The sequence below is a fragment of the Desulfonatronum lacustre DSM 10312 genome, assembly GCF_000519265.1.
Taxonomy (GTDB): domain Bacteria; phylum Desulfobacterota; class Desulfovibrionia; order Desulfovibrionales; family Desulfonatronaceae; genus Desulfonatronum; species Desulfonatronum lacustre.
The window spans coordinates 847,522-862,599 of record NZ_KI912608.1 but is presented as its reverse complement, the minus strand read 5'-3'; the positions used below and the strand labels follow the sequence as shown (position 1 = coordinate 862,599).

15 protein-coding genes are annotated in these 15,078 nt (G+C 57.2%); all 15 read left to right on the top strand.

The window, feature by feature from the left end:
• Nucleotides 1-37 precede the first annotated feature (37 nt).
• The 15 genes from DESLA_RS0104040 (at nucleotide 38) to ybeY (ending at nucleotide 14,909) form a co-directional block, all read left to right on the top strand.
• Nucleotides 38-1,258, top strand: coding sequence for a type II secretion system F family protein (locus tag DESLA_RS0104040; RefSeq protein ID WP_028571478.1), 1,221 nt, complete (start codon nucleotides 38-40; stop codon nucleotides 1,256-1,258).
• 351 nt (nucleotides 1,259-1,609) lie between these two features.
• Nucleotides 1,610-1,861 carry a DUF2283 domain-containing protein gene (locus DESLA_RS18610; RefSeq protein WP_051434363.1) on the top strand — a complete coding sequence of 84 codons (252 nt, stop codon included), beginning with the start codon at nucleotides 1,610-1,612 and terminating at the stop codon, nucleotides 1,859-1,861.
• A 436-nt stretch (nucleotides 1,862-2,297) separates the two neighbouring features.
• A complete protein-coding gene (locus DESLA_RS23540) occupies nucleotides 2,298-2,684 on the top strand; it encodes a type II secretion system protein (RefSeq protein WP_281172395.1) in 387 nt (128 codons plus the stop codon).
• Nucleotides 2,685-3,041: 357 nt separating this feature from the next.
• Nucleotides 3,042-3,530 (top strand): hypothetical protein, encoded by a 489-nt coding sequence (locus tag DESLA_RS0104020; RefSeq protein WP_028571476.1) that lies wholly within the window; start codon nucleotides 3,042-3,044, stop codon nucleotides 3,528-3,530.
• A 280-nt stretch (nucleotides 3,531-3,810) separates the two neighbouring features.
• Complete coding sequence (locus tag DESLA_RS18600) at nucleotides 3,811-4,284, top strand: prepilin-type N-terminal cleavage/methylation domain-containing protein (protein WP_051434362.1); 474 nt, start codon at nucleotides 3,811-3,813, stop codon at nucleotides 4,282-4,284.
• Nucleotides 4,281-4,742, top strand: a complete 462-nt coding sequence (locus DESLA_RS0104010) for a type II secretion system protein (RefSeq protein ID WP_028571475.1) — start codon at nucleotides 4,281-4,283, stop codon at nucleotides 4,740-4,742. Before DESLA_RS18600 ends, DESLA_RS0104010 begins: the two co-directional genes overlap by 4 nt.
• A 4-nt stretch (nucleotides 4,743-4,746) precedes the next feature.
• On the top strand, nucleotides 4,747-5,277 hold the full coding sequence (locus tag DESLA_RS0104005) for a PilW family protein (RefSeq protein WP_028571474.1): 531 nt from the start codon (nucleotides 4,747-4,749) through the stop codon (nucleotides 5,275-5,277).
• A gap of 25 nt (nucleotides 5,278-5,302) precedes the next feature.
• Entirely contained in the window at nucleotides 5,303-6,586 is a 1,284-nt protein-coding gene (locus DESLA_RS22730) for a hypothetical protein (RefSeq protein WP_156932855.1), read from the top strand.
• Between the two features lie 161 nt (nucleotides 6,587-6,747).
• A complete protein-coding gene (locus tag DESLA_RS0103995; RefSeq protein ID WP_051434361.1) occupies nucleotides 6,748-7,755 on the top strand; it encodes a Tim44 domain-containing protein in 1,008 nt (335 codons plus the stop codon).
• A 302-nt stretch (nucleotides 7,756-8,057) separates the two neighbouring features.
• Nucleotides 8,058-8,420, top strand: a complete 363-nt coding sequence (gene dksA / locus DESLA_RS0103990) for an RNA polymerase-binding protein DksA (RefSeq protein WP_028571472.1) — start codon at nucleotides 8,058-8,060, stop codon at nucleotides 8,418-8,420.
• Nucleotides 8,421-10,073, top strand: a complete 1,653-nt coding sequence (locus DESLA_RS18595) for an NFACT RNA binding domain-containing protein (RefSeq protein ID WP_051434360.1) — start codon at nucleotides 8,421-8,423, stop codon at nucleotides 10,071-10,073.
• A gap of 36 nt (nucleotides 10,074-10,109) precedes the next feature.
• Entirely contained in the window at nucleotides 10,110-11,171 is a 1,062-nt protein-coding gene (gene moaA, locus DESLA_RS0103980) for a GTP 3',8-cyclase MoaA (RefSeq protein ID WP_245589992.1), read from the top strand.
• 31 nt (nucleotides 11,172-11,202) lie between these two features.
• A complete protein-coding gene (locus tag DESLA_RS0103975) occupies nucleotides 11,203-12,180 on the top strand; it encodes a PhoH family protein (RefSeq protein WP_028571470.1) in 978 nt (325 codons plus the stop codon).
• A complete protein-coding gene (locus DESLA_RS18590; RefSeq protein WP_051434359.1) occupies nucleotides 12,140-14,443 on the top strand; it encodes an HD family phosphohydrolase in 2,304 nt (767 codons plus the stop codon). Before DESLA_RS0103975 ends, DESLA_RS18590 begins: the two co-directional genes overlap by 41 nt.
• Nucleotides 14,373-14,909, top strand: coding sequence for an rRNA maturation RNase YbeY (gene ybeY / locus DESLA_RS0103965; protein ID WP_084031868.1), 537 nt, complete (start codon nucleotides 14,373-14,375; stop codon nucleotides 14,907-14,909). The genes DESLA_RS18590 and ybeY overlap by 71 nt, the downstream gene beginning before the upstream one ends.
• Nucleotides 14,910-15,078: the final 169 nt, after the last annotated feature.

The following is a 15,078-nucleotide window of genomic DNA, read 5'->3' as shown; positions in this document are numbered from 1 at the left end:
GTTGGATAAGTTTTGAAAATTTTCTCCCCACCCCACCATGCCCCACTATCGCTACGAAGCCCTGACGGAAACCGGCGCCTGGATCACCGGGACCATTGAGGCCGACTCCGAGGATCAGGCCAAGACCCGTATCGCGGCCCAGGGCAACTTCCCGACGTCCGTACGCCAGGATTCCTCGGCCGGGCCCGGAGGCGAGAGCAGGACCAGGAGTCTGTTCGCGGCCAAGGTCAAGCCCGAGGATATGATCCTGTTCACCAAGCAGATGCGCACCATGCTGGACGCCGGGATCTCGGTGATCAACCTGCTGGAAATCCTCCAGGCCCAGGTGGAGAACCCATCGCTGAAGCGCGCCCTCGTGGCGATCCGTGAAGACCTGCGCCAGGGCGCGTCCATTTTCGCGGCCATGAGCCGCCACCCGAAAATCTTCTCCAAACTTTACTGCTCCATGATCCGGGCCGGAGAGATCAGCGGCACCCTGTCCCAGGTCCTGGAACGACTGATCTTTCTCATCGACCACGAACACAAGGTCCGCAAGAAGATCAAGGCCGCCCTGACCTATCCGGTCATCGTCCTGGTCACCCTGTTCGGGGCCTTCCTGTTCCTGCTGACCTTCGTCATCCCGCAGTTCGTGGGCATTTTCCAGTCCGCGAACATTGAGCTGCCCCTGCCCACCAGAATCTGCATCGCCATGTACGACGGCCTGACAAATTATTGGCACGTCCTTCTGGGCGGCCTGATCGGCCTGATCGTCGGCGTGATTCTCTCCTACCGCACGACACGCGGCAAACTGTTCTGGCACGCCCTGTTCCTGAAAATCCCCCTGATCGGCCCGGTCCTGCAAAAGGCGGCCATGTCCCGCTTCGCCAGCATCTTCGCCCTGCTCCAAAGCAGCGGCGTCACGGTCCTGGAATCCATGGGCATTCTCAGCGAGGTCATCGGCAACGCGGCCATTGCCAGGGAGTTCGACAACCTCCAGGATAAACTCCGCGAAGGCCGCGGCATCTCCGGCCCCCTGCGCACGTCCGACAAGTTCACGCCCATGATCGTCAGCATGATCGCCGTGGGCGAGGAAAGCGGGAACCTGGACGAAATGATGTCCGTGGTCTCGGCCCACTACGACTACGAAGTGGACTACGCCGTCGGCCGAATGTCCGAAATGATCACCCCCATCCTGACCCTGCTCCTGGCCGCCGTGGTCGGCTTCTTCGCGCTGGCCATCTTCATGCCGATGTGGGATTTGACCAAGATGGTGCGGTGACGTGGTGTCATGGGACGAATATTCTTCAGCAATACAATCTCCCTGAAAGGGAGACGTCGTATAGCCGGTGGTTTCAACCACCGGAATGACATATACAACAATTTCAAGTCCTGAAGGGACGACGTTCTTGTAAATTTCAGTAACGTCGTCCCTTCGGGACTCAATTCGAAATCCACTCCTACCGGTGGTTAAAACCACCGGCTATATGACCAAATCCCTTCGGGATTGCAGATACACATTCGGGAAGACTGCCAAATGAAGTCTTGCCTATCCTCTCAAGATAGTCGTCTCGGTTGAATCCGATGCCATGACAGTCATTTCAAGTTATCCGTTGAAAAAAGGAGTGCCACAATGAAGATTCACTACGATCAGCAAGTTGATGCAATATACATTCACCTGAGTGATTCCATTCCGGACGGTGTTGTTGAAATCAAGGAAGGGGTTAATATCGATACGACGGAAGATGGAAAGTTAACGGGCATAGAAATTCTTGATGCATCAAAAAAGATGAATCTTGATACGTTGTTATCCTACACTATCGAGTTCGATCCATCACTGCTGCGGCCCCCCTCACCTGGGCAAGATCATCGAATCGCGGCTTGATGAAGAGCCCGGCTTTTGATGCTCCCGGCCGGAGTCGTCGGCTTCTTCGCCCTGGCCATCTTCATGCCCATGTGGGATTTGACGAAGATGGTGCGATAAAATCGAAGGTTTCATCATCGTTCCCACGCTCCGCGTGGGAACGAAGCGTATCCCAGCATCCCAGCATCCCAGCATTCCCCAATCCCAGCATTCCCCCCAGACAACCCTCAAAAAAAATCCGCCAAAACCTTGACACACCTCCAGTCACGACCTACAGAGTGAGTCATCAATATCTCACAAACGCACTGCCACCCCACCCACTCCCAACGCCAATTCTCAACAAACACCGGAAAAACCCCTTCCAACTCAACAATTGGCACACGAATCGCATAAAAACTCGAAAAGCGGAAACGCGGGAGTCGTCGCGTTGGAACAGATAAACTTTGCGGAGGAACTCATGGAAAGGAAAAATATGAACAAAGCTGGCCAGGGCGGTTTTACGTTGATTGAATTGATCGCGGTAATTGTTATTTTGGGGATTTTGGCGGCAGCGGCTTTACCAAAATTTTATGATCTACAAGATGATGCTCGGGAAGCCAATGCCTGGGGAGTTGCCGCCGCAGCTCAATCTGCTCTGTCCCTTGCATATGCTGCAAGCTTACTTGGAAAAGGGCCAAATGATCCTGAAGCCGCTTGCGACGATGTTGCGTTAAGCGGAAAAGTACTACCCACATTATCTTGCGAAGCAAGTCCAAGTAACGAATGGAATGCAACATCATTAACAGTTGAAATTACAGCTGGCTATGAAGGAAAAGACGTCACAACAACGTGGAACGCACCATAAAAGAAGCTTATTTCGTCCCCCCCCCCCGGGATTTGCCGGAGGGACGAGTGAATTAAGGGACATCCATAGATAAGAAAATCAAGGAGGAAGGCAAAGTTTCCCCTGGCTCCCGAGTTTAGCATTCCGAACGACCTGACTTTCTTGCTCCCGCGTTACACGTAGGTTCTCTTGCTCCCACGCTCCGCGTGGGAGCATTCCGACGGCCGCTCCTGCGGCCTTCACTGGACGCAGAGCGTGGGAACGATTTGACGGCATGTTCAAGAAATCCCTGACGCAAGGCGTCGCACCGGCTATTGAAGTATCAAGGCTTTTAACATACGTTTGGCCCTCATCAACTCACGAAAAGAGGCGGCCAATATGAGCGAAGTCCAAAACTCCTCGGAAAAATCCGGCGATATGGTCATTAACGAAAAGACCATCGAAGCCCTCATCGTCCGGTTCATCCCCACATCGCAATATTTTGAAAAACGCTTCGACCACCTCGAAGACAAGTTTGATTACAAATTCGATATATTGAACGACAAGTTCAAGCAGCTTGAAACATCGCAACAAGCGCTGAAGGTCGATATGGACAGGCGCTTCGAGCAGGTGGAAAGCTCGCAGCAAGCATTGAAAGCCGAGATGAACAGGCGCTTCGAGCAGGTGGACAAGCGTTTCGAGCAGGTGGATCAGCGCTTCCAGCAGGTGGATGCCAAGCTGGACAAAATCATTGAGCGCATCGACAAGCGAATCGACGAGGGACTGCGTGAGAATCGCGCCCAGTCATTCCGGTTGTTCACCTTTGCCATGACCTTCTCAGCCATTTCCATGGTCGGCATGCTTGGAAGGCTGTTCAACGTATTCTGAGCCGACGCGGGGAATATCTCACGCCTCAAAGCATCCAAGGCCCGCCGGCCCCGGTCATCAATGATCGGGGCCAAATCTTCAGCCTTCAGGGACACGGCGATCAAATAACAGCTCTACGAGGAATTCGGCGTATCCGAATACCTCCTGTTCTTTCCGGACCTGGACTTGGCGGAGCGCTACGTCCTGGACAAAGGGCGCTACCAAATGCCGGAGCGCTTCAACTGGGACGAAACCATCGAATTACGCACGTTTCCCGTCACGTTCAACTCGTGGGAATATCATGAAACCACCTCCCTCCCCCCCTCATACCAAGCCGACGCCCGTATCCCTCGGCTTCACCCTGATGGAAGTGATCGTCGTGATCATTCTTCTGGGCATTCTGGCCGTGGTGGCGGTTGTTCGGTTTTCCGGCACGGACGCCGAGGATGTTGCCGCGGCCAATACGCTCAAGACGCATCTACGGTATGCGCAGATTCGGGCCATGGCGGATGTCGTCTATTGGGGGATAGAGATTGAGACAAGCAACAAGTATGTTCTGATCAGGGAGACTGGTGGCGTTCCGAACTTACCAGGAGAGAGCGAACCTTATTTGGAGAATATTCCGGCAAATATTAGTCCCCTGACGACCTTCAGGTTCAGCCCGGGCCGCGGCCAGCCGATTGATTCCGGTGGTAATGTAATGGGGAATGATCAAACCATATCCGTCGGCACCCAAGCCATCACCATCACCCAGGAAACCGGATTCATCCCATGACCCGCTCTCTCCACCGTCATTCTTCCGGCTTCACGCTGCTTGAGCTGATCATCACCATCGTCATGTTCGGCTTTCTGGCCGCCATGCTCGCCCCGTTCATCGGTTCGGCACTGACCAGAAGTTCGGACCCGATTTTTCGTCTGGACCAGAGTCTGAAGGTCAACGCCTGTATGGCTGAGTTGGTTGCCGAATGCGGTATCGCCGCGGCGCTGGAAGATTTGGAAGCTGTAGAAGAATGCGTGAAAAACTTTTCCAACGCTTGCCTTGACGATCACGGACTTGAATTGGAACACTACTGCTTGAGATTCGTTCTGATCAATGACGTGTACGAGGAAAACAAGGGCGATGACGACAGCGGAGACTGCACGGACCCGGCTTTGCAAATTCTCAAGGTGGAAATGAGGAAGACGTCCGGTTCAAGTGAAAAAGTAACGTATCTTTTTACCCCGGCGGACTAACCGTATGCCCCTGCTGACTCCTAAATCCAAATCGCGAGGGAAGCCCCTCAAAAAACTTGGCGTTTTGAAGCGACGCTGCAAAACATCCTCTCAACCATCCGGCTTCACACTCATCGAAATCATCGTCACGATTCTCCTTCTCGGCATCGTCGCCACCTTTGGCGGCTTCCTCCTGGTCAATGCCGTACGTAGCTACACATTTGCCCAAGACAACGCCCATCTCTCTCAAAAAGCCCAAGTGGCCATGACCAGAGTAATGCGGGAATTGTCCCGTATCCAAGACGGTAAAGCCACATCCACATCGCCTAACAGCATAGAGGTCACGACATGCGACGACCCGGCCATGACCATGAATTTCGAGAGAAACGGCAATGAACTGCAACTCAACGGGGTAGCCCTGACGGACAGTGTCACAAGCTTTAACGTGACCTCCAACGGCAACAAACCGCCTTATACCATCGAACTCGTACTTACAGGTGAAAACGGAGCCAATTTACCCTTCAAGACTTCCATTACCCCGGAATCCTGTTCCTGAATCACCGCCTTCCCGGAGCTGATCCATGCGCCCCATTTCCCTTCGCGTCAAACAACTTGCCGCCACTCTCCTACATCGCCCCCCTTCCCAGCAACAAGGCGCATCCCTCATCTTCATTATCGCGGCCATACTCATCATGTCCGCCCTGGGCGTCGGTATCGTCCGCCTGACAACCACCTCCACTTTCACCGAACTGACGCAGGATCCGTATCAGCAGGCACGTTATTTGGCGGAGTCTGGGTTGAATTATGCGCTAACGGGAGCGAATGAAGGTGTTTATGTACTTGCCGACAACCAAGGAAATTTTACAATTGATCGCAATGGAGATGTTATTACTGTGATTGCAACAGTGCATAAAGAAACACTTCTTGAGGCAAGATATCGTATTTCTGGCAGCGCGACAGATGATCCAGATGATCGTACTTTTACAGATTATATCATCGAAGAAAATGTTTTCGTCTATGGAAGTCAATTACAATTCTCTGGCAACATTGTTCAAGGCCACGGAGCAACAATAGTTGTCCAAGGCGATCTTAATACTGGAGATTTCAATCGTGGAAGTCGTATCAGTGTCTCAAATATCTTTATTGGCGGGAATGTCGATCTAGATGGGGGAAGTGCGAGTTTAGGATCCAGTATTGATCCTGGTATTATTTTAATAAACGGAGATCTTCGATTATGGGGAGGTGATCGCGATATTTATGGCGATGTCTATGTGAATGGAAATTTCTCTTTAAAAGATGCCAATATACATGGGAATGTCTATGTAAAAGGAAATATTGAACTGGGATGGACTCCATGGCTCTCGAATGATTCTCGTATTTACTATACTGGCAGTATAACCCATCCAAGCAACTACAACGAGTCAATTCTATCAAAATGCATCAATATCGATAACATTAACGAAGCACCAGGATATGATGATAGTTTAGAGATGCCACAGTATGATGTTCCCGGACCAAGGCCAGATCCATGGTATGCGGATCAGGGATATATATCTTCTGGGACGCTATCGAGTGGCCTAAAAATATTTGCGGACAGCTATTCATCCACATCTTGGCGGCCAACAGCATACAATGTCGTCATTGTAAGCAAGGGAGATATCACCATTACAGGTCTTGGCGGGAGTGGTCTTACTGGAGTTTTGATCGCGCCATACGGGAAGGTTACGTTTAATGGATCTTTTTTTCAAGGAACGGTAATTGCCAGAGACGGTTTCTTTGTGACAAGCGGAGGAACAAACGTAACATTTGTAAACATCGAAGACTTTTTTGATACAACCGAGGATATCCCTATATCAAACCAGTAAAGGTCCACACTACACCTTCCCCCTCTATCCCACTCCCCCCCACCTTCCTCCCCTGCTTCAACCGCAGCCCCAGGAAGTTCGAAATCGGTAACCTCTGACCGCTAAACTTGACACCACCGCCCTGTGCATTAAGGTTCCGAAAATTTTTCGGGAGGTACAGCGTGTCACGATTTACGGTTTTTCTTGGTTCCTTGGTCTGTCTGCTCGCCGTTGGAGGCTTTATTCTGACGGAAATCGCGGAGGCCCAGAGGTTCGGCGGCAGCCGGTCCTTCGGGTCGCGGCCCAGCTATCAGCGTCCGGCGCAACAACCCGCGCAACCTACGCAACGCCAAACCCAGCAGCAACAGACCCAGCAGCAAACCGGTCAACAAAGCCGCCAGCAGGGGCAGCAGTCCGCTCAGCAGGCCCCGGCGCGGCCCGGGATGGGCGGCATGCTCGGCGGGATGTTGGGCGGCATGCTCCTGGGCGGGCTGATCGGCTCCTTGCTCTTCGGAGGCCTGGACGCCTTTTCCGGGATCAACTTCATCGACATCCTGGTCATCGGGCTGATTCTCTTTCTGATTTTCCGCTTTGTCCGCTCCCGTCGCCTGGCCGCCCAGCCAGCAGGTCCGGTCGCGGCCCAAGGACCGCCTTATGGCGGGACGGAAGACCGTCCGGAGCTGGTTTTGCACCGGAGTTCGCCTTCCGCTTCTTCCGGCTCGTCTTCCGACTCATCTTCCGGCATATCTGGAGAAAAAAGCGCCTGGGACGCCCTGAACGCCGAGCCTTCCGGAGCTTCGTCCTCCGGACTCACCATTCCTGAAGGCTTTGACGTGGACGAATTTCTCTCCGGCGCCAAGGCGGCCTATGCCCGCTTGCAGAAGTCCTGGAACAACCGCGACATTGACGACATCCGCAACTTTACGACTCGGGAGGTGTTCGCGGAAATCAAGCGTCAGCAGGCCTCCGCGCCGATGATGGGCCAAACCGAACTGCTTCAGGTGGACGCCGCCTTGCTCGAAGTCCAGGAAGAAGGCGACGACACGGTATGCAGCGTGCTGTTCGACGTCCTGCTTCGGGAAGACTCCAGTTCGGCTCAACCGTCTCAAATTCAGGAAATCTGGCATTTCAGCAGGTCTTCGGACGGAAAAGGCGTCTGGTTGCTGGAGGGCATTCAGCAGGTCGACTGACGGCGTTTTCTGAAATCGCGTTCGCCGTTTCCGGGAGCAGTCCCATGAACCGATTATCGGGATCGGGGCTGCTCCTTTGTTTTTCAAAACGTCCCAGCGCGAACGCCAACGACGCATGTCGCGACGTATTGCCATTCCATGCCGTCGTTCCTATAATACTTGTTTTTCGCCGAGGGCGGCGGTTGATTCACAGGCAGCTTTCATTCGTATTTTTTATTTTTGTGCTTGCCAGTCGCAACACAGCTTCAGGATGTATCCGCCCAGCACACCCCGCAATCGGCTTTTATCGCCACGGAGGGACCATGGAACAGAAAGATTTGGATTTTTTTGAAAAAATGCTCAAGGATAATATCCGGGACATCAACCAGCGCGGTTCCGACACGCTGGACGACATGACCGACCACCGCGAAGTCTATGCCGATCCCTCCGACAGGGCGACCATGGAAACCGACCGTTCCTTCATGTTGCGCCTGCGAGACCGGGAACGGAAGCTGATTCCCAAAATCCAGGAAGCCCTGGCCCGGATTCAAAACGGGACCTTCGGCCTCTGCGAGGACTGCGGCGACGATATCAGTATTCAGCGGCTCAAGGCCAGACCGGTGACCACCTTGTGCATCAAGTGCAAAAGCGCTCGTGAAGAAGAGGAGCAGTTGCGCGGCGATTAAATGGAGGCGCTCCTTTTTCGCGGCCTGGTCGAAGAAATCCGGCCCATGCTGCTGGGCAGACGCCTGGAGCGGATTTACTCCCCGCGCCCTGGGTGGTGGTCCTTTCGGCTCCAGCCCGCAGACCATCCCCGCTTTTTGCTCTTCGCCCACCATCCCGCGGATGTCGCCCTGACCCTCTCCCCGCATGCGCCGGAGAACCCGGCCACCCCCGCGGCCCAGGTGATGCGTTTGCGCAAGCACGTTCAGGGCCTTCGAATTCTGCGCTGTCGGGCCGACTGGGTTCGGCGTCGACTAACATTCGGCCTAGGTCGTCATGAGCCGCAAGCATGGCTCATTCTGGACGCGCAAAAAGGCGTACTTTTGTCCGACCAGCCAGAGCCGGAACCGGAGCCGGAGCCTCTCGATATCGACTCATTGGCGGCGACGAATTCGGACGACGCCTCGGGACCCGTCTCCTGGCCGACCTGGGAGCAAATCCGCGACGACGACCAAATCTGGCAAACCCATCCCCACGTCTCCCCCCTGCTGCGTCGCACCATACACGCCCTGCCCGAAGACCAAGGGCGCTCTCTGCTGGACGCCCTCCGATCCGGCGGCGCACCCGAAACCTATTTTGTCTACCGCGCTCCCCAGGGCGGCAAATCCCAGAGTCCGAGCCGACCCTGGGTTCTCGCGTGGCCGCTTCCCCAGTCCCTGCGCCAGGGACGCGACGAGCAGACAAGCTCATCGGCCTTCCAGGCCGCGAATCTCCTGGCCGAGGAGATTTTCTTCCCGGATCAAGCCTCAAACGGACCAGCCGCCCCCGAACCCCGGGAACTCAAACGCATCGCGCGGCTACGTCGCAACCTGGACGCGGATGAACACCGGCTACGCGAGTACGTTCGTCTTGCCGACCAGGCCGAGTTGATCCGTTGTCACCTCTACCAGCTTCCGGCGCAGCAGCTCACGCCCCGCTCCAAGGTCGAGCGGCTGACCCTGACCGATCCAAAAGGCGAAACCGTTGAGCTGATTTTCGACAAGCGCCTGACCATTCTCGAGAACATGCAACGCTGGTTCCAGTTGGCCGAGAAAGGGCGGCGCGGGTTGACGCATGTGCAAAAACGTCGCGAACAGCTCCAATCAAATCCGGAGCCGGGACGTGCCGGGGCGGTGGGAGCGCGAACCACGGCGTCTTCAGAGGCTTCTTCGAGGGCATTTTCGGGCGCGTCTTGGGATCATCGTCCACCGGCCCCGAAAGCCCGAAACCGCCCCAATGACGAACGGGCCTTGCCCCTGCATCGCTTTTTGAGTAGCGACGGCTTTGTTCTCTTGCGCGGCAAGAACCAGAAGGCCAATCACCACCTCCTGACCAAGGCGGCCAGCCCGTTCGACTACTGGTTTCACGCGGCGGACGGTCCTGGAGCGCACCTGGTCCTAAAGCGAGACTCCCCGGGCCGGGACGTCCCGGAGCGAACCATGGAGGAAGCCGCCAGCCTGGCCGGATTGGCCAGCCACTTTTCCGGGGCCGCACGAGCCACGATCATCTGCGCTCAGGTCAAGTACGTGCGTCCGGTCAAGGGGACGCCGGGCATGGCCGCGGTGGACCGGGTCCTGCGCACCCTGAACGTGGCCCTGGATCCGGAGTTGGAAGCCAAGCTACGAGTCTCGGTGTAGACATCGAATCAAACAGCCTTATATTCCACACCCACCATGACGCTTCCCAAGCACCCCGACCCGAGCATCCTCCCAAGCCTCGGCCCCATGCTTTCCGAAACCATGACCGACCAGCATGGACGAAGCATAAATTATCTGCGACTGAGCATCACGGATCGCTGCAACCTGCGCTGTCTATACTGCCGGTCGTCCTGCGCGGCTTTGAAAATGCTGCCCCACGACCAGATGCTCAGTTACGAGGAGAGCCTGGAATTGATCGCCGTGGCCTCGGAGCTGAACATTTCCAAAGTCCGTCTGACCGGCGGCGAACCCTTCATCCGCAAAAATTTTCTGCACTTTCTGGAACAGATCCTCCAGCGTCATCCGCACCTGGACATGCGCCTGACCACCAACGCCACGCTCTTGTCCGGCAAGATCCCGGCGCTCAAGGAAATCGGAATCCAGGGATTGAACATCTCCCTGGACACCCTGGATCGACAAAAATTCCAGCGCATCACCGGACGGGACTTCTTTCTTCAGGTCCGCGGGGCCATTGATCAGTGCCTGGAGCACGGACTGCGGGTCAAGATCAACGTCGTGGCCCTGAAAGGCGTCAATGACGACGAGTTGCCAGACTTCGTCCGGCTGGCGGAACGGCTGCCCCTGGATCTGCGGTTCATCGAGTTCATGCCCATGGGCGAGCAAACCGTCTGGACCCCGGACCAGCTCTGGACGGCCGCGGAAATCCTGCGCGAGGCCGGGACCATCGCCCGCCTCGTGCCCGTGGAGGGACGGGATAAGCGCAAAGGCCCGGCCAGGATGTTTTCACTCGCTGAAGGCAAGGGGCGCATCGGCGTGATTTCCCCATTGAGCTCCCATTTCTGCGGTCAATGCAACCGTCTGCGGATTACTCCTGACGGACGGTTGCGCACCTGTCTTTTTTCGGACAAGGAATATCGCCTGCGCCCCATCCTCCGCTCGCCCAAACTGGGACGGGAGCATCTGCGCCAGGTGATCATCCGGGCCGGCAAAATCAAGCCCATGGGCCACGAACTCCTGGCTGCCCAGGGCCGGGAGCGTTCCGTGTGCCGTAAAATCATGTCCGCCATCGGGGGATGACCCAAAAAGATGAGCCAAAAAAACACCCAAAATGACCGTTGAACGCTGTCTTGAATTTCAAAGCGCCTCCGAGGCTCAAAAACTGTTCGGACCGCACAACGCCCATTTGCGCCAGCTCGCGGAGTTGAGCGGGATCACGGCGGACAGCCGGGGTTCCGTGGCCGTGTTGCGCGGCGCAGACCAGCAGACGGTGGACCAGGCCGCCAACTGCCTCGTGCAGCTGCACGGCCTGCAACGGGCCAATACGTCCATTCAGGCCCAGGACGTGGACCATGCCTGGCGCATCCTGTGCCGCGACCCCCAGGCCGACATCAAGACCGTGTTCAAGGATGTGGTCTACGCCGCCTCCCCCAAACGCACCATCACCCCCCGAACCGTCAGTCAGCGCCGCTACCTGCAGGCCATCCGCGGCAAGGATCTGGTTTTCGGCATCGGCCCGGCGGGCACGGGAAAGACCTATCTGGCCGTGGCCATGGCCGTGGCGGCCCTGACCAAGAAGGAAGTCAAGCGACTGGTGCTGACCAGGCCGGCCGTCGAGGCCGGAGAAAAGCTGGGCTTTCTGCCCGGCGATCTGGTGGAAAAGGTCAACCCTTATCTGCGCCCATTGTACGATGCCCTGCACGACATGCTGGAATTTCACAAGGTTCAGGAGATGCTGGAAACCGGGGTGATTGAAATCGCTCCCCTGGCTTTCATGCGCGGGCGCACGCTCAACGATGCGTTCATCATCCTGGACGAAGCCCAGAACACGACCCAGGAACAGATGAAGATGTTCCTGACCAGGCTGGGCTTCGGCTCCAAGGCCGTGGTCACCGGGGACGTGACCCAGATCGACCTGCCCGTGCACGCCAGATCCGGACTGGTCCAGGCCGAAAAAGTGCTGTCCGGGGTCGCGGGGCTCGAATTCATCCATTTTCACGAGGAAGACGTGATCAGGCACCCGCTGGTGGGCCGGATCGTCCATGCCTATGACCGATTCACACGCCAAGACGCCCCCCAAAAAGCCTAGCTCCAAATCCTCCGCGCTTTCTCCCAAGCCGGGAGGAACGCCGCCGGAGAGCCGGTTCAGCGGCCTGCTGGTGTTCATGGGCGGCATGGTGCTGGTGGCCGTCCTTTCCGGGTTGAGCTTCGAGCCCGGAGCAAGGATTTTCGTCAAGGGCGAGATCGCCGGCCACGACGTCACCGCGCCCCGGGACCTGCTCATCGAAGACCAGGAATCCACCCTCGCGCGCCGAGACATGGTGGCCCGAAGCCAGCCGCCGATCTTCGACCTGGCCCAGATGCCCTTTGCTCAGATGGCCCGCAGAATCGTCAGCCTGCTGGACGTGATCGCCTCGGCCACGCCGGAAACCACGCCTCAGGTCCAGAACCTGGTTGCCGAGGAGCTGAACATCCGCATTCCGGCCGGGATGTGGGCCGAATGGAACAGACAGTCCTTCCAGAATATGGTGGTTCTGGAAGTCCTGCCCTGGCTGGAGAGTACTTATCAGAAAGGCGTTCTGGCCGACCGCAGGTTCGCCTCGGACGTCGCCTCCGGAATGATCGTCCGGGATCTGGCCACGGACAACGAACAACTGCATCTCAGCGCCGCGGACTTTCCGGACCTGGACGGCGTGATGCGCGCCCTGGACCTGCACCTGCGGGTCAACCTGAACCTGCCGGTAACCACGCGTCGCGCCGTGGAAGAGCTGTTGGCCCCCCTGCTGCGGCCCAACCTGACTCTGAATCAGGAAGCGACCCAGGCCCGGTTGACCAGCGCGGTGCAGTCCGTGGAACCTGTTTTCTACCAGATCAAAAAGGGCGAGATCATCGTTCGCAAGGCCGAACGGGTCACCGCGGAACAGCAGCAAAAAATGCAGGCCTTTTTCGCCGCCCGGGATGGCGGGTACGACTGGGACCGCTTCAGCGGGGTGCTGATCATCTCTCTGATCTTCAGCCTGGGCATTTTCAACGCCGCTGCCCCTCCCGGCAGACAGCTGACCACCAAGGACGCTCTGCTGCTGGCCTCGGTGATGCTCACCTTCGCGGCCATGGCCAAGTTCGTGGCCCTGTACCGCTTCCCCCTGAGCCGGGAACTGTTGACCATGACCCCGGACATCTTCGTGTACAGCCTGCCCGTGGCCGGGGCCGCCGGGGTGCTGGCCCTGTTCTTTCCCTTGCTGATCTGTGTTTTTGCCGGAGCTCTGCTGGCCTTTCTCTGCACCCAGATGCTTCATGCCGGGTTCGACGTATTCCTGTTCTACCTTGTGGGCGCTGTAGGCTGCGCCATGCTCCTGCGCGGCGCCCAGACCAGGACGGACATCCTGCGCGCGGGGCTGCCCCTGCTCGGCCTGCTCCTGGGAACCTGGGCCGCCCTGAACCTTCTGGACTTCCAAAGCCTCTCCTGGCTCGCCGCAGGCGCGGCGTTCAGCGCCGCCGGAGCGATGCTGTCGATCCTATTGCTCCTGGCCTTCAGCCCGGTGGTGGAATATCTGTTCGGCTACACCTCGCGGTTCAAGCTCCTGGAAATGATGAGCCTGGAACAACCCTTGCTCCAGTCCTTGATGGTCAACGCTCCAGGGACCTACCACCACTGCCTGATCGTGGCCAACATGGCCGAGGCCGGAGCCAAGGCCGTGGGCGCCAATCCTTTGCTGGCCAAGGTCGCGGCCCTGTACCACGACATCGGCAAGATCAAGAACCCGCACTACTTTATCGAGAATCAGTTCGGCTGCGAGAACCGCCATGACAAGCTGGCCCCGTCCATGAGCGCCCTGATCCTGATCTCTCACGTCAAAAAGGGCGCTGAACTGGCCTCGGAACACAAACTGGGAGCGGAAATCACGGATTTGATCCAGCAGCATCACGGGTCGCGGCTGATCGTCTATTTTTACCAGAAAGCGCTCAAAATATGCGAAGAAAAGGGCACGGAATGTGTCCGGGAGGACGATTTCCGGTATCCGGGTCCCAAGCCGCAAACCAAGGAAGCCGGGATCATTCTTCTGGCCGACGCCATCGAGGCTTCCAGCCGAACCCTGGTGGACCCCACGCCCAGCCGAGTGCGCAACCACATCCAGAACTTGGTACGCACCGTGTTCAACGAAGGCCAGCTGGACGAATCGGACCTCAGCCTGAAGGACCTGAACATCCTCAGCGAAACCTTTCAACGCATCCTGACCGGAATTTTTCACCAACGCATCGACTATCCCAAACCCGGAATCCATGCCGCCCCAACGCCGTCCAAGTCCGAATCCGCGAAAACGCCCTCGCCCCGCCTCGCCCCGGCCCGCTGAACTCAGCCTGCTGCGGGACCCCGAGACCCTGCGCCATCCGGTTCTCCCGTTGAACCGCGCGGCGCTCCGGGATATGGTGACCCGGATTCTGGACGTCGCGGGCCTTTCCGGCGCTTTCGGCCAACCAGTGTTGGAACTTCGGATCACTTCGGACAAGGGAATCACAGACCTGCACCAAAAGCACCTGGGCGGAGCGGGCCCGACCAACGTGCTCAGCTTTCCGGCGGAGTCGGCCCCAACCTCCGAGCCCGATCCGAATATCCGCGGCTCCATCGTCATCAGCGCGGACGCGGTGCTCCGGGAGGCCTTCCTCTACGGCCAGGCCCCGCGCGACCACTTCATCCGCCTGCTGACCCACGCCCTGCTCCACCTGGCCGGCTTCGATCACGGTGAAATCATGGACGACCTGACCGAACACGTCGTCGAACACTTGCGAGAAGCCCCTGATGCTACAGCGACCTTTTAGGGCAAGAAGCAACGCCACTGAAGATGTAACCACGGGGATCACGGGGATCACGGGGGACACGAGGAACATATTCTGTAAAACCAGGGTTTATTTCCCCGTGATCCCCGTGTGCCCCGTGGTTGAAAATCTTTGTCCGACGACGGAGATGAAAGTGTCCCGGCAGCGCCAA